At 42.9% G+C, this 23921-nt stretch carries 20 protein-coding genes; 1 reads left to right on the top strand and 19 read right to left on the bottom strand.

Features of this window, described 5'->3' with window-relative positions; translation table 11 throughout:
• Nucleotides 1-11: 11 nt before the first annotated feature.
• From priA to ACQCT8_RS03705, 6 genes are all read right to left on the bottom strand, one after another.
• Nucleotides 12-2417: a primosomal protein N' gene (gene priA, locus ACQCT8_RS03730; RefSeq protein WP_426868585.1), complete on the bottom strand. Its 2406-nt coding sequence runs from the start codon at nucleotides 2415-2417 to the stop codon at nucleotides 12-14.
• A complete protein-coding gene (gene coaBC, locus ACQCT8_RS03725) occupies nucleotides 2414-3628 on the bottom strand; it encodes a bifunctional phosphopantothenoylcysteine decarboxylase/phosphopantothenate--cysteine ligase CoaBC (RefSeq protein ID WP_426868583.1) in 1215 nt (404 codons plus the stop codon). The genes priA and coaBC overlap by 4 nt, the downstream gene beginning before the upstream one ends.
• Nucleotides 3629-3770: 142 nt before the next feature.
• Nucleotides 3771-3998, bottom strand: coding sequence for a DNA-directed RNA polymerase subunit omega (rpoZ, locus tag ACQCT8_RS03720; protein ID WP_278238952.1), 228 nt, complete (start codon nucleotides 3996-3998; stop codon nucleotides 3771-3773).
• A gap of 1 nt (nucleotide 3999) precedes the next feature.
• Nucleotides 4000-4614, bottom strand: coding sequence for a guanylate kinase (gene gmk, locus ACQCT8_RS03715; RefSeq protein WP_426868580.1), 615 nt, complete (start codon nucleotides 4612-4614; stop codon nucleotides 4000-4002).
• Nucleotides 4615-4619: 5 nt separating this feature from the next.
• A complete protein-coding gene (gene remA / locus ACQCT8_RS03710; protein WP_041057365.1) occupies nucleotides 4620-4883 on the bottom strand; it encodes an extracellular matrix/biofilm regulator RemA in 264 nt (87 codons plus the stop codon).
• Nucleotides 4884-4912: 29 nt separating this feature from the next.
• Nucleotides 4913-5788, bottom strand: a complete 876-nt coding sequence (locus ACQCT8_RS03705) for a YicC/YloC family endoribonuclease (RefSeq protein ID WP_426868579.1) — start codon at nucleotides 5786-5788, stop codon at nucleotides 4913-4915.
• Nucleotides 5789-5922: 134 nt separating this feature from the next.
• Between ACQCT8_RS03705 and ACQCT8_RS03700 the strand changes: the two genes are divergently transcribed.
• Complete coding sequence (locus ACQCT8_RS03700; protein WP_426868577.1) at nucleotides 5923-7632, top strand: Rqc2 family fibronectin-binding protein; 1710 nt, start codon at nucleotides 5923-5925, stop codon at nucleotides 7630-7632.
• 232 nt (nucleotides 7633-7864) lie between these two features.
• Here the strand turns inward: ACQCT8_RS03700 and pyrE are convergent, their stop codons facing one another.
• The 13 genes from pyrE to ileS all read right to left on the bottom strand — a co-directional run bounded on the left by pyrE (nucleotide 7865) and on the right by ileS (nucleotide 23876).
• A complete protein-coding gene (gene pyrE, locus ACQCT8_RS03695) occupies nucleotides 7865-8473 on the bottom strand; it encodes an orotate phosphoribosyltransferase (protein WP_426868575.1) in 609 nt (202 codons plus the stop codon).
• Nucleotides 8454-9179: an orotidine-5'-phosphate decarboxylase gene (gene pyrF / locus ACQCT8_RS03690; protein ID WP_426868573.1), complete on the bottom strand. Its 726-nt coding sequence runs from the start codon at nucleotides 9177-9179 to the stop codon at nucleotides 8454-8456. The genes pyrE and pyrF overlap by 20 nt, the downstream gene beginning before the upstream one ends.
• Nucleotides 9151-10092, bottom strand: a complete 942-nt coding sequence (locus tag ACQCT8_RS03685) for a dihydroorotate dehydrogenase (protein ID WP_426868571.1) — start codon at nucleotides 10090-10092, stop codon at nucleotides 9151-9153. The genes pyrF and ACQCT8_RS03685 overlap by 29 nt, the downstream gene beginning before the upstream one ends.
• The gene (locus tag ACQCT8_RS03680; RefSeq protein WP_426868569.1) at nucleotides 10089-10868 is read right to left on the bottom strand and encodes a dihydroorotate dehydrogenase electron transfer subunit; all 780 of its coding nucleotides are present in this window, start codon (nucleotides 10866-10868) and stop codon (nucleotides 10089-10091) included. The genes ACQCT8_RS03685 and ACQCT8_RS03680 overlap by 4 nt, the downstream gene beginning before the upstream one ends.
• A complete protein-coding gene (gene carB, locus ACQCT8_RS03675; protein ID WP_426868567.1) occupies nucleotides 10865-14068 on the bottom strand; it encodes a carbamoyl-phosphate synthase large subunit in 3204 nt (1067 codons plus the stop codon). Before carB ends, ACQCT8_RS03680 begins: the two co-directional genes overlap by 4 nt.
• On the bottom strand, nucleotides 14061-15152 hold the full coding sequence (locus ACQCT8_RS03670; protein ID WP_426868565.1) for a carbamoyl phosphate synthase small subunit: 1092 nt from the start codon (nucleotides 15150-15152) through the stop codon (nucleotides 14061-14063). Before ACQCT8_RS03670 ends, carB begins: the two co-directional genes overlap by 8 nt.
• Entirely contained in the window at nucleotides 15149-16423 is a 1275-nt protein-coding gene (locus ACQCT8_RS03665) for a dihydroorotase (RefSeq protein WP_426868563.1), read from the bottom strand. Before ACQCT8_RS03665 ends, ACQCT8_RS03670 begins: the two co-directional genes overlap by 4 nt.
• Nucleotides 16407-17300 carry an aspartate carbamoyltransferase catalytic subunit gene (locus tag ACQCT8_RS03660; RefSeq protein WP_426869138.1) on the bottom strand — a complete coding sequence of 298 codons (894 nt, stop codon included), beginning with the start codon at nucleotides 17298-17300 and terminating at the stop codon, nucleotides 16407-16409. Before ACQCT8_RS03660 ends, ACQCT8_RS03665 begins: the two co-directional genes overlap by 17 nt.
• 147 nt (nucleotides 17301-17447) lie before the next feature.
• The gene (locus tag ACQCT8_RS03655) at nucleotides 17448-18773 is read right to left on the bottom strand and encodes a solute carrier family 23 protein (protein WP_426868561.1); all 1326 of its coding nucleotides are present in this window, start codon (nucleotides 18771-18773) and stop codon (nucleotides 17448-17450) included.
• Between the two features lie 127 nt (nucleotides 18774-18900).
• On the bottom strand, nucleotides 18901-19440 hold the full coding sequence (pyrR, locus tag ACQCT8_RS03650) for a bifunctional pyr operon transcriptional regulator/uracil phosphoribosyltransferase PyrR (RefSeq protein WP_426869136.1): 540 nt from the start codon (nucleotides 19438-19440) through the stop codon (nucleotides 18901-18903).
• Between the two features lie 161 nt (nucleotides 19441-19601).
• A complete protein-coding gene (locus ACQCT8_RS03645) occupies nucleotides 19602-20513 on the bottom strand; it encodes an RluA family pseudouridine synthase (RefSeq protein WP_426868559.1) in 912 nt (303 codons plus the stop codon).
• Entirely contained in the window at nucleotides 20479-20967 is a 489-nt protein-coding gene (lspA, locus tag ACQCT8_RS03640) for a signal peptidase II (RefSeq protein WP_278238939.1), read from the bottom strand. The genes ACQCT8_RS03645 and lspA overlap by 35 nt, the downstream gene beginning before the upstream one ends.
• A gap of 131 nt (nucleotides 20968-21098) precedes the next feature.
• Nucleotides 21099-23876 (bottom strand): isoleucine--tRNA ligase, encoded by a 2778-nt coding sequence (ileS, locus tag ACQCT8_RS03635; protein WP_426868556.1) that lies wholly within the window; start codon nucleotides 23874-23876, stop codon nucleotides 21099-21101.
• Nucleotides 23877-23921: the final 45 nt, after the last annotated feature.

Below are 23921 nucleotides of genomic sequence, written 5' to 3'. Positions count from 1 at the left end.
GACGACTTTCCTCACATCATGATGTATGGCTGCACATCTATATGAATCATTACAGAATCTTTTTTAGCCGATTGATAATCATTTAAAATGGCTTTCAGTAATGGTTTTAAGCCTTCTTCTTTTTTGTATTTTATCAAACATTGGTAACGATATCTATTTTGTATTCTGGCAATCGGTGAAGCAACTGGCCCCAAAATAACGGCCTGGGATGATAATTTCTGCTTTAAAAGATGGCTGATTTCTTCACTGACAGACACGACTTTTAACACATTTTCGTGACTGATTGTGACAAGCGCCATAAAATAAAAAGGAGGGTACTGCCCTAATTTTCTCATCGTCATTTCTTGGTTATAAAACAATTCAAATTGCTGCGTTTTCGCCAAATCGATGGAAAAATGCTCTGGCGTGTAGGTTTGGATGACGACTTCTCCTTCTTTTTCATGTCTGCCTGCACGTCCGCTCACTTGAGTTAGAAGCTGAAACGTTTTTTCTGCAGACCGAAAATCAGGCAAATGGAGCATCGTATCTGCACTGAGCACACCTACAAGGGTTATATTGGGAAAATCCAGGCCTTTCGCAATCATCTGAGTGCCAAGCAGAATGTCCGCCTGACCTTCGCCAAAAGCAGTCAGAAGCTTTTCATGCGAGCCTTTGCGCGTCGTCGTATCGACGTCCATACGGATGACTTTTGCATGCGGGAGTAATTTAGTCAATTCTTCTTCAACCTTTTGAGTGCCTGTTCCAAAATAACGGATATGTTCACTCTGACATTCCGGACAAGTAGAGGGAACAGGCGCCTCTTCTCCACAATAATGACATTTCATTTTTTCAGCATTCCGGTGATAAGTCATGGATACTTCACAATGGGGACATTGCATTACATATCCGCAGTCTCTGCACATGATAAAAGATGAGTGGCCCCGCCGGTTTAAAAATAAAACGGTTTGTTCTTTTTTTTCCAGGCGGTCCTGCAGCTGTTCCAATAACTCACGGGAAAACATGGAACGATTTCCTTCTCTCAATTCTTCTCTCATATCGATTATGGAGACTCGCGGCATTGCCTGGTTATTCATTCGTTTGGACAATGTCAGCAGCTTGTAATTTCCCTTCTGAGCTCTCGCAAAGCTTTCGAGTGACGGTGTAGCACTGCCCAAAATAACAGGGCAGTCATGACGCTTGGCTCTCTCAATCGCCACATCCCTCGCATGATAACGCGGCGCATCCTCCTGCTTATAGCTTGATTCATGCTCTTCATCAATAATGATGACGCCAAGTTTTTCAAAAGGGGCAAACACAGCCGACCTTGCTCCTACAACCACATTAACTTCTTTTCGGTGAATTTTTCGCCATTCATCATACTTTTCTCCAACGGATAAACCGCTGTGCATGACAGCTACCTGTTCGCCAAATCTTCCTTTAAATCGTTCTACCATTTGAGGTGTCAGAGAAATCTCAGGCACCAGCATAATCGCCTGCCGTTTTTGACTGAGTACTTTTTCAATCGTTTGAAGATATATTTCAGTTTTTCCGCTTCCAGTGACGCCGTGCAATAAAAATGTATCATGGCTGTACTGCTTTACAGATTCTAAAATTGGTTTAATTGACGCACTTTGCTGATCGGTTAATTGAAATGAAACAGAGCGTTCAAATGAACGGTGCTCAAAAGGATCACGATATACTTCCTGATAAAATTCAGTAAGATACCCTTTGTTCAGCATGGTTTTAATTGTTGAGTCAGACACATCTGCTTCAGCTTTCGTTTCAGCGACACTTTTAACACTTTCCTGACTAGCTAATAAATAACGCAGCACATTTTTTTGCTTTTGAGCTGAAGCCGAAAGTGATTCAAGTAATAGTCCGCTTTCTTCCTTCGATTTAGCAAGGGAAATTACGCGAATTTTTTTTAAGTTGGTTTTACTTTTCACTTTATACCTTAAATCCATTTTACCGTCAGCTACCAATTCCTGAAGGACTTTGAGCAGTCCTTGTGCAACGGCGTCTTTCCACGACAGAAACCCATCTCTGTTTAAAGAAGAAGACACCGCCTCCGGAAGAGCCTCTTTAGCTGCTAAAGGCTGAAATATTTTTTCATATTTCGCTTTCATAGCAGCAGGAAGCATGACCTGCATAGCGGATATCCGAAAGCATAAAGTCTCTTCTGACAGCCAATGGGAAAGGGACATTAATTCATCATTCAAAACCGGAACAATATCCAGTACTTCTTCAATTTCTTTTAAATTGCTAAAGGAAGATTTCTCTTGAAAATCAATCACAAACCCCTGTATTTTTCTTGGCCCAAATGGAACAACTACTCTCATGCCTGTTTTTATTATTCCCTGCAAATGATCAGGCACTTTGTAATCAAATGGCCGGTCCGTCTGTTTTGCGGGTACATCTACAATGACAGAGGCAATCATTCAGTATCAATCCTTTTAGACGTTGTATTCATAAGTGCGATTTCTTCAAACAGTTTTTCAGCAACCTGGTGCTTTGATAGAATCGGAAATTCTTTTTTTTCTCCATTTTTAAAATAGAGTGTCACGATATTTGTATCACCGCTAAACCCGGCACCTTCTTCTTTAATATTATTGGCTACAATTAAATCTGCATTTTTAGCTTGCAGTTTTTTCTTTGCATAATACTCTACTTGGTCTGTTTCTGCAGCGAATCCTACCAGAATCTGATGCTCTTTTTGCTGCCCCAATAGTTTAAGAATATCTTCTGTTCGTTCAAAATCCAGCGACATCGGACCTTCTGATTTTTTCATTTTTCCTTCATAGCGCATAATCGGCCGGTAATCTGCAACCGCTGCACTTTTAATCACGATATCTGCAGATGAAAAATGCTCCATGACTGCCTGTTTCATTTCTTCAGCCGTTTCTATTTTTATCACTTCAGCCCCTTCAGGTTCCTTCAAGGTCACTGGTCCGGAGATAAGAGTCACTTTTGCACCAAGATCTATTGCTGTTTGGGCAATTGCATAACCCATTTTCCCCGTTGAATGGTTCGTAAAAAAACGGACAGGATCAATATGTTCCCTGGTTGGTCCTGCTGTGATTAATACATGCTTTCCTGCCAACCTTCCTTTATTCAGTTGGAATTTTTTATTAATTAATTCAACGATTTTTTCTGGTTCTTCAAGTCTGCCTTTTCCAACGTAGCCGCATGCTAAAAAGCCCTCAGAAGGTTCAATGAACCGGTATCCATAGGAATAAAGGGTGGCAATATTATTTTTCACAGCCGGATGGTCATACATATGAACATTCATGGCTGGAGCAATCCACACTGGAGCTGTTGCTGCCAATAGGGTAGTAGATACCATATCATCAGCAATTCCGTTGGCGAGTTTCCCTAATGCATTTGCAGTAGCTGGTGCAACTACAATTAAATCTGCCCAGTCGGCCAAGTCAATGTGAGCGATTTTCTTTGAATCTTTTTCATCAAATGTATCATAGTAGACATCATTGCGTGACATAACCTGAAATGTCAGCGGAGTCACAAATTCCATTGCACTTTTTGTCAGGATTATTTTCACATTGAAGCCCGACTGACTTAATTTGCTCGTCAGCGCAACCGCCTTATAAACTGCAATTCCTCCGGTTACACAAAGCAGGATATTTTTTCCCATGAATCACATCTCCCTTGATCATCAATCATTACTTTTTATTATGAAGGAAGTTCGTCTATTTTTCACTTAAATACTTATCGATCCATTTTTCTTTAATTAAAAATAGGTGCTGAAAAAAGAAAAAATAACAACCCGGAGGCTGTTATTTTTCATCTTCATATTCAATCCCTGCAACAGGCTGCTTCATCAGCAAGTGCCCTGCTGCTATCTCTTCAAGTGCCTGTCCGACAAATTTGATGGAATGATAAGAAGCAAGGGTTCCCTTGTCCCCTTTTTCCTGCATATTCCTGGCACGTTTCGCTGCCACACTTACAAGAGAATACTTTGAGTCAATATTTTTTCTAAGAGAATCAGACGATGGATACAACATATTATTCAGCCTCCAGCATTTTTTTATAGCGTGCTTCTACCCGGTCCCGCCGCAAATGTTCTGCAAGAACAATAGCATGAATTCGTTCACACGCCAATTCAACATGGTCATTTTCAACAACATAGTCATACAGATTCATCATTTCAAGTTCTTTTCTTGCTTTTTCCACCCGGCTCGCAATGATGTCGCTGCTTTCTGTGCCCCGGTGAACGAGTCTGCTTTGCAGTTCGGACAAACTAGGCGGCGCAAGGAAAATAAAAAGTCCTTCTGGAAATTTATCTCTGATTTGACGGGCGCCCTGCACTTCTATCTCCAAAAAGACATCTCTGCCTTTATTGATGGTTTCTTTCACATAATCTACTGGCGTACCGTAATAATTCCCCACATATTCAGCATACTCCAGCAGTTTATCCTGCTCAATCAGCGCTTCAAACTCACTTCTGGTCTTAAAAAAATAGTCCGTCCCATTGACTTCGCCTTCTCTGGGAAGACGGGTGGTCATGGAAATGGAATATTCGTACGTAGTTTTCGGGTCAGAAAACAACTCTTTTCTCACAGTTCCTTTTCCTACACCAGATGGGCCTGACAGCACGATCAGCAATCCCTTTTCATTCATTAGCATTACCCTTCTTCCTGACCGTCATCTTTATCAGTAAAACGTGATGCAACAGTTTCCGGCTGAACTGCTACTAAAATAACATGATCGCTGTCCATAATCATTACAGCTCTTGTTCTTCTTCCGTATGTAGCATCTATTAATGTCCCGCGCTCTCTGGCATCCTGAACCAGGCGTTTAACAGGGGCCGATTCTGGAGAAATAATCGTAATAATCCTGTTTGCGGATACAATATTTCCAAACCCGATATTAATTAACTTTATAGACATCGTGACTCCCCTTTTGCGTACCAATCAGTTTATTCGATATTCTGTATTTGCTCTCTGATTTTTTCAAGCGAAGATTTCATTTCCACAACAAGGGAAACTAATGCCGCATCATTTGCCTTAGAACCAATCGTATTAACTTCCCTGTTCATTTCCTGGGTAAGAAAATCAAGTCTTCTTCCCACGGCTCCGTCGAGAGTCAGTGCATTCTGAAATTGATTCATATGACTAGTAAGCCGGACAAATTCTTCTGTAACATCTGTTTTTTCTGCAAAAACTGCCACTTCTGTCAGCAGCCTGTTTTCATCAATCTGTCCATCTGCAAACTCTTTTATTCTTTTTTCGAGTCTGGTGTGGTATTTGGATACTATAGCAGGATTGAGCCCTGCAGCTTTATCCGCACACAATTTAAAAGAATGCAAATGATGAAGAATGTCTTTTTCAAGTTCTTTTCCTTCAGCAGTTCTCATAGTTTGCAGCGAATCGAGAGCCTGTATTAAAGCTGTTTTGACTACAGGTTCGGCCTCATCGCGATTTATGTTTGCTTCTTTTATTGATACAAGATCAGGATTTTCAAGAAAATAAGAGATCGGCACTTCCTGTTTAAGATTATACCGGTCTTTAAGCTGATTTGCATACTTAAAATAAGCATCTGCCAGATCCCAGTCAATTGACAATGACCGGTCAGCAGCACCCGAACCTGCAAGAGAGATAAATACATCCACTTTTCCCCTGTTAATTGTTTGACCAATTAAACGCTTGGTATATTCTTCAAGGTACGCTTGCTCTCTCGGTACACGGATGGCGCATTCCAAATATCGATGATTAACAGATTTAATTTCCACCGTCACGCTGAGATCGTTAACCTGCGCTGTTCCGGTGCCAAATCCGGTCATACTGACTACCATAGGTCGATCTCACCTTCATTCTGTGTATTTTATCGAGTGATCGTCCATTCATCAGCCCATTATAGCACATTTTACACGTGAAACGTAAAAAAATGATAAGATGAAAAAAGAATGCTTTGAAATGAGGGAACACAATGTCATTTGACGGATTATTTACGAGAGCCATGACAAATGAATTAAACGAAACGATCAGCGGAGGACGAATCAGCAAGATTCATCAGCCTTTTAAAAATGAATTACTATTCGTGATACGTGCACAAGGAAAAAACCATAAACTTCTTATTTCAGCACATCCTACCTACTCGAGAGTTCAATTAACGAAAGAACAAAGCGATAATCCAAGTGAACCTCCTATGTTTTGTATGCTTTTAAGAAAGCATCTTGAAGGAGCGATCATTGAATCCATTTATCAAAAAGATATGGAACGAATTCTTGTTCTTGAAGTAAAAGGGCGAAATGAGATCGGAGACATCTCCTATAAGCAGCTAGTCATTGAAATTATGGGCAGACATTCAAATATTACACTCGTAGACAAAGAGCGCTCTATCATTCTCGACAGCATTAAGCATCTTTCACCTGCTGTAAACCGGGTAAGGACTATTATGCCCGGCTCTCCTTTTGAGTGGCCGCCTGAACAAAACAAACTGGACCCATTTAAAGCAGACAAAGACCAGTTAATTAAAAGCATCGACTGGAATGCAGGAAAGCTGGATGGGCAGCTCGTCCGGATCTTTGCAGGACTGTCACCGCTCTTTGCAAAAGAAGTAGTCGCCCGTGCCGGCCTTTCAACAAAAGAAGCATTATGGGAGGCTTTTGCTGATTTAATAGATAAACTTCAAAATCATCTATATGAACCTTCTTTCATGCAAAATAATGATAAGGATTTTTACTATCTGTTTCCACTTCAACAATACGCTGAAGCGAAAATAACTGCCTTTCATTCCTTAAGTGAAATGCTTGACCGGTATTACTTCGGCAAGGCGGAGCGAGATCGGGTCAAACAGCAGGGGCATGATCTAGAACGGTTTATCCGCAATGAAAAAGACAAAAACACTGCGAAGATTAAAAAGCTTGAAAAAACGCTTCAGCAAGCCTCAAAAGGCGACCAGTTCCAATTGCAGGGAGAGCTATTAACCGCCAATCTTTTCGCTGTAAAAAAAGGGATGAAAGAAATCACCGTACAAAACTACTACAGTGAAGATAATGAAGACATGATCATTCCTCTTGACCCTAGAAAAACGCCTTCTGAAAATGCCCAGCGTTTTTTTACCAAGTATCAAAAAGCGAAAAATGCCTTAATTATTGTAGAAGAGCAAATTGATAAAGCTGAGCAGGAAGTACATTACTTTGATCAATTGCTTCAGCAGCTTGAAGCTGCTTCAACCTCTGATATTGAAGAAATCCGGGAGGAATTAAGTGAAGAAGGCTATTTAAAAGCCAAACATAAAAAGAAGAAAACAAAACCGGCCAAACCAAAGCTCGAAGAATATACTTCCTCTGAAGGATTACTCATTCTTGTCGGGAAAAATAATAAACAAAATGACTTTTTAACGAATCGTGCCGCAGCAAGGGATGATGTTTGGTTTCACACAAAAGATATACCAGGGTCCCATGTAGTCATTAAAGACCCCAATCCATCGCAGGAATCCATCATTGAGGCAGCAAGCATCGCGGCTTATTTCAGTAAAGCCAGATCTTCAAGCTCCGTCCCAGTGGACTTTACGAAAATCCGCCACGTTAAAAAACCAAGCGGTGCAAAACCAGGTTATGTGATCTATGATCATCAGGAGACCGTTTTTGTCACTCCTACAGAAGAATTGATCTTGAAGTTAAAGAAAAATTAATTCAAGAAAAACAAAAAAATAATCATTTTAAAAGAGCATGGGACTAAAGTGTCTCATGCTCTTTGACCGGTTCACTGCGCTTCAGGCGGACGCTTCCGCAGGGACGGCGCTGAGCCTTTCCAGGGCAAGGCTTGAGCTTTCAGCCCTTGCCCGTGGCAGGCTCGAGGATCCCTTATATTCTGCAGGAGCCGCCTACTGCCGCTCAAGATATTTTAATTTTTAAAGCCTCTACTTAAACAGTTGACTGCCAGGCGGTTAAATATTCAAGATCCTCTTCTTTAACGTAACCGAGTTCGGCTGCCTGTTTTATCAGCGTTTCATAGTCTGTTAATGACTGGTGACGGATACCCGCTTCTTTAAACGCTTTTTTTCCTTTTGCAAGACCGTATGTAAAAATGGATGCCACCCCAAGCACCTCACAGCCAGCCTCCTGTAATGCGAGTGCTGCTTCGAGGCTGCTTCCGCCTGTTGATATTAAATCCTCAATGATGACAACTTTCTGTCCCTTGACTGCAAGGCCTTCTATCTGATTGCCTTTTCCATGTTTTTTGGCAGAGGAGCGGACATAGCACATCGGAAGATCGAGCAAATCACTGACCCATGCTGCATGCGGTATTCCTGCTGTTGCTGTTCCTGCTATGAGTTCGGCTTCTGCATAATGATTTTTAATCATCTCCGCCAAACCGCTCGCGATCTCTTTTCTCACTGAAGGGTAAGACATTGTCAGCCGATTATCGCAGTAAATAGGCGATTGAATTCCAGACGACCATGTGAAAGGCTTTTCAGGCCGTAGAAATACGGCTTCAATCCGAAGCAGACTTTCAGCTATTTGATTTTTCATTGAAAGCTCCCTCCCATTCATTTTTAACTAAATGATACGCCTTTACCGGATCGCTGCTTTGGGTAATCGACCGTCCTACAACAATGGCACTTGAACCTTTTTCATATGCTGCTTTTGGAGTAGCCGTTCGTACTTGATCATGTGCGTGATCACCCTGCATTCGAATCCCTGGCGTAATTCTTAAAAATTGGTTTCCTGTTTTTTCTTTAATCAAACCTGCCTCTTGAGCAGAGCATACAACTCCATCCAATCCACTGATTTGAGCCAGATCAGCATAGTGCAGGACGGATTCTTCGAGCGTCAGAGCACTTTTTTGCTCGTTCTCAACCATTTGATGGGAAGCAGAGGTGAGCTGTGTAACGGCAATCAGTTTTGGGCGGTTCCCATTTAATGAGCCAGCTGTTAAGCCTTCAAGGGCTTCTTCCATCATTTTTCTTCCGCCTGCAGCGTGTACATTGATCATGTCGATCCCTAATGAAGATAGGCCCTGCATCGCTTTTCTTACGGTTGTCGGTATATCGTAAAGCTTTAAATCAAGAAAAATTTTATGATTTCTTTTTTTGAGCAAATCAATGATTGCAGGCCCATTTTGTAAATACAGCTCCATGCCCACTTTTACATATAAAGGTTCATTAAATAAGGTTAAAAACTGATCAACTTCTTCCATCTCAGAAAAATCAAGAGCGATGATAGGCTGCTTCTCCAATGTCCTTCCAGCTCCTTCCTCTTAAATCGTGGATATGCTCGATCTCCCATTCCTGAAGAAGGTTTCCGAGATTCTTAATGATTTCGGGACAGACAAGAGGATCCACAAAGTTGGCAGTTCCTACAGCTACAGCACTAGCTCCTGCGGATATAAAATCTATGACGTCCATTTCATCTGAAACTCCGCCCATTGCAATGATTGGAAGAGCAGTTTTCTGACTGACTTCATAAACCATTCTTAGGGCAACAGGTTTAATTGCAGGTCCGGAAAGCCCCCCGGTTTTGTTTGCTATGACAGGTTTTCCCGTACGGCTGTCGAGTCTCATTCCAAGGAGTGTATTAATCATGGAAAGTCCATCGGCACCCCCCTCTTCTGCTGCATATGCCATGTCTGTAATGCTGCTGACGTTTGGTGATAGTTTAATATAAACCGGGACGGAAGATACCTTCTTAACCTTCTCAGTCAGTTCTCTTGCTGTGTCTGGATGTGTTCCAAATGCAATTCCGCCTTCTTTAACATTTGGACATGAGATATTGATTTCAAGAGCATGTACATTTGGAGCTTTTGAGATGGCTTCTGCCACTTGCTCATAATCTTCAATTGTTGATCCTGCTACGTTTGCGATCACAGGTACATCATATTGTTCGAGCCATTTTAATTCATGCTGTAATACATGGTCAAGACCGGGGTTCTGCAATCCGATCGCGTTTAACATGCCAGAGGATGTCTCTGCTACCCTAGGGGTCGGATTGCCAAAGCGCACTTCTCTAGTCGTAGCTTTTACCATAATCGCGCCAAGAAGGCTGAGGTCATAAAATTGACTGTATTCTTTTCCAAAACCGAAGCACCCGGAAGCGGGCATGACCGGATTTTTCAATGTTAAACCTGGAAGTTCAACTTGAAGCCTGCTCATATTACTACCTCCCCGCTTTTAAATACAGGACCGTCACTGCAAACTTTTTTGTACTCAAGTCTGCTTTCATCCCCTGCAACATGACATACACAGGCCAGGCAGGCACCGATCCCGCACCCCATCCGCTGCTCCATTGAAATAAACCCGTTAATCGTTTCATATTTCGATTCTACTGCTTTAAGCATAGGAGAGGGTCCACATGTATAATAAGCATCCGGCTGAATAGAAAGCTGCTCTGCCACATCCGTAACAAAACCTTTTACTCCATGCGTTCCATCTGCAGTGGCGATATGAGTTTCACCAAGTTCTTCAAATTCATTTTTGTAAAAAACGGCGCTTTCTGTTTGGAAGCCGAGAATATGCGTTACTTGCACTCCATTTTTAACCAGCCGCTTAGACAGTTCGTAGAGTGGGGGAACCCCTATTCCGCCTCCAATTAACAGCGCTTGTTCCCCCTCTTTCAAATAATCGTCAGGAAAACCGTTGCCTAAAGGTCCAAGCACATGGATAAACGCTCCCGGCGCCCGCTCAGATAAAACCCTGGTGCCGTTCCCGGATACTCTATAGAGCATAGTAAATTGATTCATTTCAGCATCAATCGAACAAATACTGATGGGCCGGCGCAGTAAAGGATCGTTTCCTGATGTTATTTTAAGATGAACAAACTGACCTGCAGATGTCATTTTTTTTGTTAATTCGCCTTCAAGATTAAGCTCAAATATATTCGCTGCTATTTCCCGGTGAGAAACGATTTTCATATTTTCATAGCCGATCATATTTTCACCATTTCTTTTCTTGGAGCACCCATTGGATCCATGATAAAATTCATGGATTCAAACACTTTCAGCATTGCTTCTGCTGTATCCAGAGAAGTCAGGCACGGGATACTGTTCTCTACAGATTCTCTTCGAATCCGGAACCCGTCTCTCGCTGGCTGTTTGCCTTTAGTTAATGTATTTATAACCAGTTGGATTTCCCCGGTTTGAATGAAGTCCAACAGGGTTTTTTCTCCCTGCCCAATTTTATTTACCGTTTCATAAGGGATGTTAAGCTCGTCAAAAATAGCAGCTGTTCCTTCTGTTGCCAGGATTTTGTAGCCCAGCGCATGAAAGCGTCCTGCAAGATTGGCTGCCTCCTGCTTATCTTTGTCTGCTACGGTCAACAGGACCGAACCATGGTTTTTCATACTCATTCCAGCTGCGACTAACCCTTTATACAAAGCCTTTTCCAGCGTAGCATCTTTCCCCATTACCTCTCCAGTTGATTTCATCTCCGGCCCGAGTGTAATATCGACTCTTCTCAATTTGGCAAAGGAGAATACCGGTACCTTTACAAACACTCCGGATCCCGGCTGAACTAAACCTGTACCATATCCAAGTGAAGGAAGTGCAGCTCCAAGGATGGCTTTAGTCGCCAAATTCGCCATTGGAATGCCTGTGATTTTACTTAGAAACGGAACCGTTCTGCTTGATCGCGGATTGACTTCTAAAACATATATTTCCCCTTTTGAAATCACATACTGGATATTGATCAGCCCTTTAATATTCAAGCCCTTAGCAAGCTTTTCCGTGTAGTCTGCAAGCTGATGGATTTGATGATCTGATAAGGACTGGGGAGGATAGACAGCAATAGAGTCACCTGAATGAACTCCTGCCCGTTCGATATGTTCCATGATGCCTGGAATTAAAACATTTTGTCCATCAGATATCGCATCTACTTCAATTTCTTTGCCCGTTAGATAGCGGTCAATTAACACGGGGTGCTCCCGGCTGGCTTTTACTGCGCTGGTCATATATTGCTGCAGTTCTTCTTTGTGATAGACAATTTCCATTGCCCTGCCTCCAAGAACATAAGAAGGTCTGACCAGCACAGGGTAGCCGATTGATTCGGCAATAATTAGTGCCTGTTCAGCAGATGCAGCTGTTTTTCCTTCGGGCTGGGGAATGCCCAGTTTTGTTAATGTTTCTTCGAACTTGTCTCTGCTTTCAGCTCTGTCAAGGTCCTCAAGGCTCGTGCCAAGTATTTTCACTCCGCGTTTTACAAGACCTTCAGCAAGATTAATGGCAGTCTGTCCCCCGAATTGAACCACTACTCCATCAGGCTGTTCCAGATCGACAATGTGCATCACATCTTCAAGGGTAAGCGGCTCAAAATAAAGCTTATCGGAGATCGAAAAGTCTGTTGAGACCGTTTCCGGATTATTATTAATAATAATCGCTTCATATCCGGCTTCTTTAATAGCCCACACCGAGTGCACGGTTGCGTAATCAAACTCAACTCCCTGGCCGATTCTGATTGGACCGGATCCAAGTACGATCACTTTTCTGCGATCACTGACAACAGACTCGTTTTCATCTTCATACGTTCCATAAAAGTAAGGGGTCTCTGACTCAAATTCAGCAGCACATGTGTCTACCATTTTATAAACGGGTACGATATTTTTCTCTTTTCTTCTGTCATATACATCCTGCTCAGAACAACCCCATAAGGCAGCAATCGTTTTATCAGAGAAGCCCATTCGTTTTGCTTTCCATAAAACTTCATCTGTCTGGCTGCTCGTGATCATTTCTTCAAACTGTATAATATTTTGCATTTTATTAAGGAAATAAAGGTCGATCTTACTCCAATCATGGATGGTTTCAACCGAAACACCTCTTCTCAATGCTTCACCTACATAAAAAAGTCTTTCATCTCCTGCTTTTCGTATCCTTCTTTCAATCCACTCATCTGATAAAGTACCGCCCTGGTCAAGCTCTAAATGATACACGTCATTTTCAAGGGAACGGACAGCTTTTAACAGCGACTCTTCTATGGTTCGTCCTATCGCCATAATTTCACCCGTAGCTTTCATTTGAGTCCCCAGATTTCGTTTGGCGGATTCAAATTTATCAAAAGGCCATCTTGGTATTTTTGTTACAACATAGTCAAGTGCAGGCTCAAAGCAGGCATAGGAGGTTCCTGTTACCGGATTCAGCATTTCATCCAGAGAGAGCCCTACAGCAATTTTAGCTGCGAGTTTGGCAATCGGATAGCCGGTCGCTTTTGAAGCCAGTGCCGACGAACGGCTGACTCTCGGATTTACTTCGATTATATAATATTGGTAGCTGTCAGGATCGATGGCTAATTGCACATTACAGCCGCCCTCGATTCCAAGCTCTCTGATGATCTTCAGGGAACAGTTTCTGAGCATCTGATATTCACGGTCACTTAATGTCTGAGACGGCGCTACCACTATAGAGTCTCCAGTGTGGATGCCTACCGGATCAATATTTTCCATATTGCACACCACAATGGCATGGTCATTGGCATCTCTCATTACCTCGTATTCTATTTCTTTAAAACCAGCAATGCTTTTTTCAAGCAGACATTGAGTCACAGGGCTGTACTTTAATCCTGATGAAACAATTTCCTTGAGCTCATCTTCATTATGACAGATACCCCCTCCTGTACCTCCAAGAGTAAATGCAGGACGCACAATGACAGGGTAGCCGATTCTTTCCACAAATAATTTTGCTTCTTCAAATGTATGAATAATATCGCTTTCGGGAACCGGTTCACCGAGTTCATTCATTAAAGTTCTGAAAAGATCTCGGTCTTCTGCCTGCTGAATTGCTGACAGCTTAGTACCTAAAATCTCCACATCATTTTCTTCAAGGACACCTGATTGGGATAATTCAACAGCCAGGTTTAGTGCGGTTTGACCTCCCAATGTCGGAAGAAGCGCATCCGGACGTTCTTTTCGGATTATTTGACTGATAAATTCAACAGTGAGCGGCTCCATATAAACTTTATCTGCAATTTCTGTATCTGTCATAATTGTAGCAGGATTCGAGTTCACTAAAATGACTCTGTATCCTTCTTCCCGAAGCGCCAGACAGGCTTGAGTACCTGCATAGTCAAATTCTGCTGCCTGACCGATAATAATAGGTCCTGATCCGATAACAAGAATGGTTTTAATGTCTGTTCGTTTAGGCATGAATGGCTTCCTCCTTTGTAAACTGTTCCATCATCATCATAAATTGATCAAATAATCCATTTGCATCGTCAGGTCCCGGTGAAGCCTCAGGATGATACTGTACGGAAAATGCAGGTGCTGTTTTATGCTGCAGCCCCTCTACCGTACCGTCGTTTAAAGCGGTATGAGTAATTTCAAGAAATGTGCCATGTAGTGACGCCGGATCCACTGTATATCCGTGATTTTGAGCTGTTATATGAACCGTATTGGTGTGAAGATTTTTTACCGGATGATTCGACCCGCGATGTCCGAATTTCAGTTTAAATGTATCTCCACCACAGGCAAGCGCGAATAACTGATGTCCAAGGCAGATCCCAAACACCGGCACTTTACCGAGCAGACAACGAACCATCTCGATGGATTCCGGGACGTCTTTTGGATCTCCGGGTCCGTTTGACAGCATGACGCCATCCGGATGAAGAGACAGGATTGTATTGACGGATGTATTGTAAGGTACGACGATGACGTCGCAATCCCTCCGGTTCAGTTCTCGTAAGATTCCATGCTTCATACCGAAATCAACGAGCACCACTCTTTTTCCTCTTCCGGGACTCGGATACGGACTGGGAGTCGATACCCTTTTCACTTGATCTCTTGGAAGCACCGTTTCCCGCAGTCCGGTCACAACTTCATCCACGTCCACTTCTAAGGATGTTAATTTCCCTTTTAAAGTTCCGTGCTTTCTGATTAAACGAGTCAGCTTTCGCGTATCAATTCCTGAAAGCCCCGGGATGTTCTTTTCGATCAATAACTCATCAATGGTTGATTCACTGCGAAAGTTGGAAGGAAGATCAGTTGCTTCACGAACGATTAATGCTTTGATTGAAGGCTGAATGGATTCAAAATCATCCCGGTTGATCCCGTAATTTCCGATTAATGGGTAGGTTAGCGTCACCATTTGTCCGCAGTATGAAGGATCTGATAAAATTTCCTGATAACCTGTCATCCCCGTGTTAAAAACGACTTCTCCCACTGTCTCCTCTGCGCTTCCAAACCCTTCTCCTGTAAAGATCGTGCCATCTTCCAAAATTAATTGCCTCTTCATTGTGCATTCTCCTCCCAGACTTTCCGGCCGCCAACGATCGTTGCCACTGGCCATCCTATCGTTTTTAATCCATTGAAAGGTGTATTTTTTCCTTTAGACAAAAATTCGTTTGAATCAATTACTTTCTCTTTTTCCAAATCAATCAGCACCAGATCGGCATCATTCCCTGCCTCTATTTTTCCTGATGAAAGATTGAATGTCTGAGCCGGTTTTATCGTCAGCCAATCCAAGAGCTGAGCAAGCGTCCACCTCTCCGTTTTTACAAAGCGGGTGTGCAGCAGTGTAAAAGCCGTTTCAAGGCCAACAATCCCAAACGGGGCAAGCTGCATGCCTTCCGCTTTTTCCTCCATCGAATGAGGTGCATGGTCAGTTGCAATAAAGTCAATCGTTCCGTCTTCCAATCCTTCTAGTAGAGCTTTTTGATCTTCAATTGAGCGCAGCGGCGGATTCATTTTAAACATTGCATCCGGTTCTGTAATATCCTGCTCATTTAACAGCAGATGATGGGGAGTGACTTCTGCTGTAACTCGAATCCCGGCATTTTTCGCATCACGTATGACTCTGACGGATTCTTTTGTAGATACATGACAGACATGGTAATGACAGCCCGATGCTTCTGCCAGAAGTACATCTCTTGCAATTTGAACGGATTCACATACAGCCGGAATCCCGGGAAGGCCCAGCGCTCTTGATTTTTCTCCCTCGTGCATGCAGCCCCCGTGAATAAGTGTATTTTCTTCACAGTGGGCAACAATGGCTTTATTTACGGCCGCTGCTTTTTTCATCGCCTCAAGCATCATGTCCGCATTTTGCACCCCCACCCCATCATCCGTGAAGGCAAACACACCAAGGTCAGCAAGCGTGCTCATATCCACTAATTCTTGTCCAGTCTGCCGTTCAGTTATGGAAGCATAAGGAAGCACCTTCACAACTGCCGATTCTTCAATCCGTTGAAATAAATTTTCTACATGCTCCACCCGATCCGGAACAGGACGTGTGTTGGGCATCGAACAAATTGTTGTAAAGCCTCCGCGTGCTGCAGATTGTGTGCCTGTTTGAATCGTCTCTTTATGCTCACCGCCTGGTTCTCTTAAATGAACATGTACATCTACAAAGCCTGGAGCTAAAAACAACCCTTTAGCATCCATGACGTCCTCCCCTGTTTCAGACAGAACAGATTGAATTTCATCGATTTTTCCGTTTTTAATTCTTACATCCACGGTTTCTTTCAGGCTTTCTTCTATGTAGACATTTCTAATTAACAAATTCATGTTTGAGTTCCTCCCTTTTTTGTAATACAAATTGGAGCATCGCCATACGGACAAACACACCATTAGTCATTTGCTTAAATATTCTTGATCGCTCGCACTCGACTATTTCGTCTGCTATTTCGACTCCTCTATTCACTGGGGCAGGATGCATAATAATGCTTTTTGATGGCATTCTCTTTACTCGTTCCTCTGTTAATCCATATAAAGCATGGTACTCATTCTTTTCAAAAGACACGCCGAATGTATGTCTTTCATGCTGGACTCTTAACATCATCAGAACATCACTCGTTTCAACTGCCTGATCAAATTCTATATAATTTCCGGTTTCGAGAAGTTCTTCATCCATCCATTCCTTCGGTCCTGAAAACTGGACAATGGCTCCAAGCCTGCGCAATGCTGCGGCGTTGGACCGCGCAACTCTGCTGTGCCTGATATCCCCCACAATGGTAATGGCAAGACCCTCAAAGGAGGTGAACTCCTGCTGAATCGTCATCAAATCGAGCAGACATTGCGAAGGATGATGACCCATTCCATCTCCTCCGTTTATAATGGAGAGCTTAACCCTGCCTGCAAGCTGATCAAAGTACCTATCTTCACCGTGGCGGATCACAACGACATCAACTCCGATAGCTTCGAGCGTTTTCACCGTATCGTATAGTGATTCGCCCTTTTGAATGGAAGCGGTCTGGGCATCAAAAGAGAGAACATCGAGGCCCAGCTTTTTTTGAGCCATTTCAAAGCTGCTTTTCGTTCTTGTACTGTTTTCAAAAAATAAGTTCGCTGCATAACAGGGATCCGTTATTTTTGTAATGGAATGCTGAAAATTCTCTGCCTGACGCAAGATCTGAAGCATTTCTTCATTGGTTAAATCATCCATCGTTAAAATATGCACAGTTTCTGCCTCCTCATAAAAAAACACCTTTTGAGAGAAGCCTCAAAAGGTGTTAAAAGATGGACTGCGCCTGATAGCTGCAGCTTATCTTCCCTTTTGAAAGCCTCTCTGGACTTTGATTAAAAAGGTTTCTTATGCAATTTCTTTTTCTTCATTAAAAAGCGTTTCTTCCTCTTTTTTGCGGCCGGGAAGAATCAGGTTTAACAAAATGCCGACGATCGCAGCAAGAGCCATGCCGGGAAGAGTGAAAGTAGGGGTGAACTCAAGGAATGCCCCTCCGACTCCAATAATCATAATCACGGATGCAATAATTAAATTTCTTTTATATGAAAAATCCACTTTCGCTTCTATCAGCATTCTCAGACCGCTTGAAGCAATTATCCCAAACAACAGGATCGATACGCCTCCCATTACGGCGGTCGGGATCGAGCTGATCAGAGCAGATATTTTCCCTACAAATCCAAAGGAGATCGCAAGTACAGCCGCTCCTCCGATAACAAAAACACTGTACACTCTGGTGATGGCAAGGACTCCGATGTTTTCACCATACGTTGTATTGGGAGGTCCTCCTATCATTGAAGCAATAATCGTTGCCACACCATCTCCAAGAATGGAGCGGTGAAGACCCGGCTTCTCCAAAAAATTTCTGCCGACAACTTTACTGACAACCATTTGATGGCCAGTGTGTTCGGACAGGGTAACGACTGCGATCGGCACCATTAAGGCAAGTGCACCAAGAGAAAAGCCTGGGGTATAATCCACAAACGGGATTAAAAAGTCCGGCATCGCAAACCATTTTGCATCAAGCACAGGCTGGAAATCGACCAGACCTGCAAAGAGCCCCGCAATATAACCGCCTGTAATACCAATTAAAATCGGAATCAGACCAAAGAATTTTTTAAAGTAGATCGAACCGATAATCGTAATAGCCAGTGTGATGAGGGCGACTGTGATATGCCTTATGCTATAAACAAGATCAAGCGGATTTTGAGCAAGCGGATTTTCATACATTGCCATGTTTACCGCGGTTCCGGCCAGACCCAGTCCGATGACAATGATGACTGGTCCCACCACTACTGGAGGCAGAATTCTGGTCAGCCAGTTAATACCAAATTTATAAATAAGAAGTGAAACAAGTCCGTAGGCAAGCCCCGCAAAAAATGCTCCAAACATTGCAGCCTGAGGGCCTCCCAGTTCTGTTGCCGCTATAATAGGTGCGATAAAAGCAAAGGATGATCCAAGATAAGCTGGTATCTGTCCTTTTGTAATCAATAAATAGGCAAGTGTTCCAAGTCCACTCGATATCAGAGCCACTCCCGGACTCAGCCCGACCAGCATCGGGACGAGCACCGTTGCTCCGAACATCGCGAATAAATGCTGAAGACTTAATGTCAACCACTGGTTTGCTTTAGGTACTTCCTGAACATCCAATACCGGTTTCTTAGTTTCTGCTGCCATCGTTTGGCCTCCTTATATACAAAAACCCTCTTCGTTCCAGAGGGATGCAAAGAGGGCATGCAGCGAGGTCTTCGATTCGCTTACAGTTCCTTTGTCAGCCTCTCTGGACTGCTATTAAAAGGGATATTTATTTGTGTATAGATACTAAATCTTTTTTATCTACTTCGATCAATTCCACTTTAATCTGTTCTTCACTGGATGTAGGAATATTTTTCCCAACAAAATCTGCCCGGATGGGAAGCTCCCGGTGTCCCCGGTCTATTAGGACAGCCAGTTGTATTTGTTTGGGTCTTCCCTGATCCATTATGGCGTCCATTGCTGCCCGTACTGTCCTTCCCGTATACAGTACATCATCAATGACAATAACTTTTTTATCGTCAATCGCTTCAGCCAGATCTACTTCATTCACGACTGGTTCTCCGTTTTCATGCTTAGCTTCTAAATCATCCCGGTACATGGTGATATCCAGCTCTCCAACAGGAACATTAACACCTTCGATTGCTTCAATGCGTTCTTTTAACCGGTTCGCGAGGTATATGCCTCTTGTTTTGATTCCAACCAGTACACACTGCTCAACACCTTTATTCCGTTCAATAATTTCATGTGCAATTCTTGTCAGCGCTCTTTTCATCATTTGGTCATCCATTACCGTGTTCTGCTGGCCCATTTTCTGCCCCTCTCCCATGCAAAAACCCTCTCAGTCAGCAGACTGAGAGGGCATAGGTGCACCAAAAAAAGCGCAGCAAGTTCCTTCCCAGCCTCTCTGGACTGATTTAAAGGGTCCGTTCATTTAAGTTGTTTACATTGTATAGCCGAAATCAAATTTTGTCAACGGTCGTTTCGAAGCTGTGTTAAAAGCTCTTCAAAATCTTCAGGAAGCGGTGCTGTAAATTCAATATATTCTTCCGTTCTTGGGTGAATAAAACCAAGCACCCCCGCATGAAGGGCCTGTCCGCCTATATCAAGTGTTTTTCTCGGTCCATACTTTGGATCTCCCGCTAATGGAAAGCCTATATACTTCATATGAACTCTAATCTGATGTGTTCTGCCTGTTTCAAGTTCACATTCCACAAAAGAAAATTCCTTGAAGCGGTCAAGCACCCGAAAATGAGTGACTGCGTTTTTTCCATTGTTAACAATGGCCATACTTTGCCGGTCTTTTTGATCTCTCCCGACAGGAGCATCTATCGTACCGTATTCATGGGGAATTAAGCCATGAACAATGGCACGGTATTTCCGGGTCACCGTTTTATTCACCAGCTGCTGGACAAGTTTTTCATGGGCCATATCATTTTTTGCAACCATCAGCAGACCTGAAGTATCCTTGTCAATCCGGTGAACAATACCCGGCCGCAGAACTCCATTAATGCCTGAAAGATCCCTGCAGTGAGCCATTAGACCATTGACGAGGGTGCCTCTTAAATGACCTGGCGCAGGATGAACCACCATCCCTTTTGGTTTGTTTACTACCAGGACATCCTCATCTTCATAATAAATTTCAAGATTCATTTCTTCTGCTTCAACATCCAGCGGCTCGGGATCGGGAATTTGAATGTCAATTTCATCCCCCAAAGCACTTTTGTAATTTGGTTTTGAGACAGAACCGTTAACGGTTACGATTCCATCCTTAATCCATTGCTGCACTTGTGAACGGGACCAGTCTTCTTTAAGACCCGCTATAACCATATCGAGTCTGTTCCCTTTTTCATTTTCCTGTATGATGTGTTGAATGCTTTCCATTCTTTTTCCTCTTTTCCTGCACTTCTTCCAAAATCATTTGAACAAATAACAGTACTACTCCTAAAGTAAGAGCAGCATCAGCAATATTAAAAATGAAATTAAAGAATGTAAATTGAATAAAGTCCACGACTTCCTGTCTGGTGATCCGGTCTATAAAATTTCCTATTGCTCCGCCGAGCAGAATCATCAGGCTCAAGCTGAACAAATGGTTTCCTTTTGCGTGACGGTAATAATAAAACAGGATCCCGAAAATAACCAGAATTGTTACAATATAAAACAGCCACATTTGGCCTTCAAGCATGCCCCATGCAGCTCCTGTATTACGATGGGAAGTAATGTAAAATACGTTATCGATTACACTGATCGATTCTCCCAGCTCCATGTTTCGAACGACTAGATATTTGGTCAGCTGGTCAAAAACGATAATAAAAAGAGCAATTAAATAATAGATCACAGGTCTACCTCCGAAGTTATGATGCCATACCTTATCGTATTGTAGCATAATTTAAATGGATATACATCAAACCTTTATCAAAGGGCAAAGAAAATCCCGGGAAAGGTTTCGATATTTTCCCGGGATCTTTTTTATTCAGCTGTTAAATGAGTATAGTTTTCCTTTACAACCTGTGCACATCTTGGACACAGAGCCGGATGATCGGAATCTTTACCAACCTCAGGAGAGATAATCCAGCATCTTTCGCATGTTTCACCTTCAGCTTTGGCAACCATTACAGCGTGGCCGTCAAATTGAACTGCTTCAGCTGGCGCATCTGCCTCTCCTTCTCTAATAGTCAACTTCGAGACGATGAATAGCTGCTTTAGGTCTTCATTGATTGAACTTAAGAGAGAATGCGTTTGCTCTCCAGTGTAAATAGTGAGTTCAGCTGCCAGGGATTTCCCAATTGTTTTGGCGTTTCTGGCTTCTTCAAGCGCTTTTAGCACATCATCACGCAAGTCTAAAAAGGCTTCCCATTTTGCTGTTAGTTCCTTATCTTTTTCGTACTCTTTTACCTCAGGCATATCCGTCAGCTGAACACTTTCTTCTTGTACGCCCGGGATAAATGCCCATACTTCATCTGCAGTATGTGAAAGAATGGGTGAAATCAATTTGGTCAGAGAAGTCAGCGTTTCATACATCACAGTCTGCATGGCTCTTCTCGACAGATCATCCTCTGCTTCGATATACAAAATGTCCTTTCCAAAATCCATATAGAAGGAGCTCAGTTCAAATGTACAGAAATTGCTTACTGTATGATAGACATCAGCAAATTCGTACTGATCATAAGCTGCTTTTACGTTGCTGATTACCTGGTTTAAGCGGACCATCATAAATTGATCGACTTCCCGAAGCTCGTTAAATGAAACCGAATGCTTTGCTGGATGGAAGTCCGAAAGATTCGCCAATAAAAAGCGCAGTGTATTACGGATTTTTCTGTAGACTTCAGCTACCTGCTTTAAAATTGGATCAGAAACCCTTACATCTGCCTGATAGTCCACTGAAGCTACCCACAAACGGAGAATATCTGCACCAAGCTGATTGATTACCTTAGAAGGTACGACGACATTGCCAAGGGATTTACTCATTTTACGGCCGTTTCCATCAAGTGCAAATCCGTGGCTCAGCACTCCTTTGTAAGGAGCTTTCCCCGTAACAGCCACTCCTGTAGTCAGGGATGAGTTGAACCAGCCGCGGTATTGATCTGATCCTTCTAAATAAAGATCAGCGGGACGCTGAAGGTCCTCTCTTGCTTCAAGAACAGATTGATGGGATGAGCCGCTGTCAAACCAGACATCCATAATGTCCTGTTCTTTTGTAAAGCGACCATTAGGGCTTCCCTCGTGTTCAAAGCCTTCAGGCAGCAATTCCTTGGCGTCTTTTTCAAACCAGATATTTGAACCGTGTTCTTCAAACAGCGCTGAAACGTGTTCGATCGTTTCTTCTGTTATAATTTCCTGTCCATTTTCAGCATAGAACACGGGGATTGGAACTCCCCAGGCACGCTGACGCGAAATACACCAGTCACCGCGGTCCCTCACCATGTTAAATAATCGGGTTTCTCCCCACACCGGGACCCACTTTGTATCTCGTACTGCCTGCATTAATTCATCCCGGAATTTATCAATGGAAGCAAACCATTGTGCTGTAGCACGGAAAATAATCGGTTTTTTTGTGCGCCAATCGTGAGGATAGCTGTGCGTGAAAAATTCCAGCTTCAGCAGGGCCCCTGCCTCTTCTAATTTCTCTGTAATCGGTTTATTGGCTTTGTCATAGAATAGTCCTTCAAAACCAGGTGCTTCATCGGTGAAAACACCGCGGTCGTCAACCGGACAAAGTACGTCCAGATTATATTTTTTCCCTACCTGGAAGTCATCTTCACCGTGGCCAGGTGCCGTATGGACGCACCCTGTTCCTGCATCAGTTGTAACATGTTCACCTAGTACGACTAGAGAAGACCGGTCGTAAAGAGGATGCTGAGCTTTTATATGTTCAAGCTCTGCTCCTTTGACTTCTTTAACGATTTTTGGAGAAGTCCATTCCATTGTTTCGGTCACTTTTCCGAGAAGTTCTTTAGCTACCACATAGCTGCTGCCCTGTTCTTCAACTACCACGTAATCGAGTTCAGGATGAAGAGCGATGGCTAAATTAGCAGGAATTGTCCAAGGTGTAGTGGTCCAAATAACAAATTTCACTCCCGCATCAAGAACGCCTTTTCCGTCTGTTACATCAAAGCTAACATAAATAGATGCTGATCGTTTATCCTGATATTCAATTTCTGCTTCTGCAAGGGCAGACTCACTTGAAGGAGACCAGTAAACCGGTTTTTTGCCTTTGTAAATATATCCCTTTTTCGCCATTTCACCAAAAACTTTAATCTGCTGTGCTTCGTATTTAGGTTCAAGAGTAATATAGGGGTGATCCCAGTCGCCGCGAACGCCAATTCTTTTAAACTGCTCCCGCTGGCTGTTCACTTGGCTATATGCGTATTCAGCACATTTTTCTCTGAACTGGGCAACTGTCATCTCTTTTCTCTTCACGCCTTTATTCGTCAATGCCTGTTCAATCGGCAATCCATGTGTATCCCAGCCCGGCACATAAGGAGCCTGATAGCCATTCATGGATTTAAAGCGAACAATAAAATCCTTTAGCACTTTATTTAACGCATGGCCCATATGAAGGTCTCCATTTGCATAAGGGGGACCATCATGTAGAACAAATAAAGGCCTGCCTTCCGTACGTTTTTGAACTTGATCATAAATATTCATGTCTTCCCATTTTTGCTGAATTTCCGGCTCGCGGTTAGGCAGGTTGCCCCGCATTGGAAATTCAGTTTTAGGCATTAATAAAGTATTTTTGTATTCCATTGTGTACCTCCCAAAATCTTTTCTGTTACAAAGAGCAAATAGTTG

Source organism: Jeotgalibacillus proteolyticus (assembly GCF_050107735.1).
GTDB classification, from domain to species: domain Bacteria; phylum Bacillota; class Bacilli; order Bacillales; family Jeotgalibacillaceae; genus Jeotgalibacillus; species Jeotgalibacillus proteolyticus_A.
Note: the sequence above shows the minus strand (reverse complement) of the source record. Positions and strands in the feature narration are given on the sequence as shown.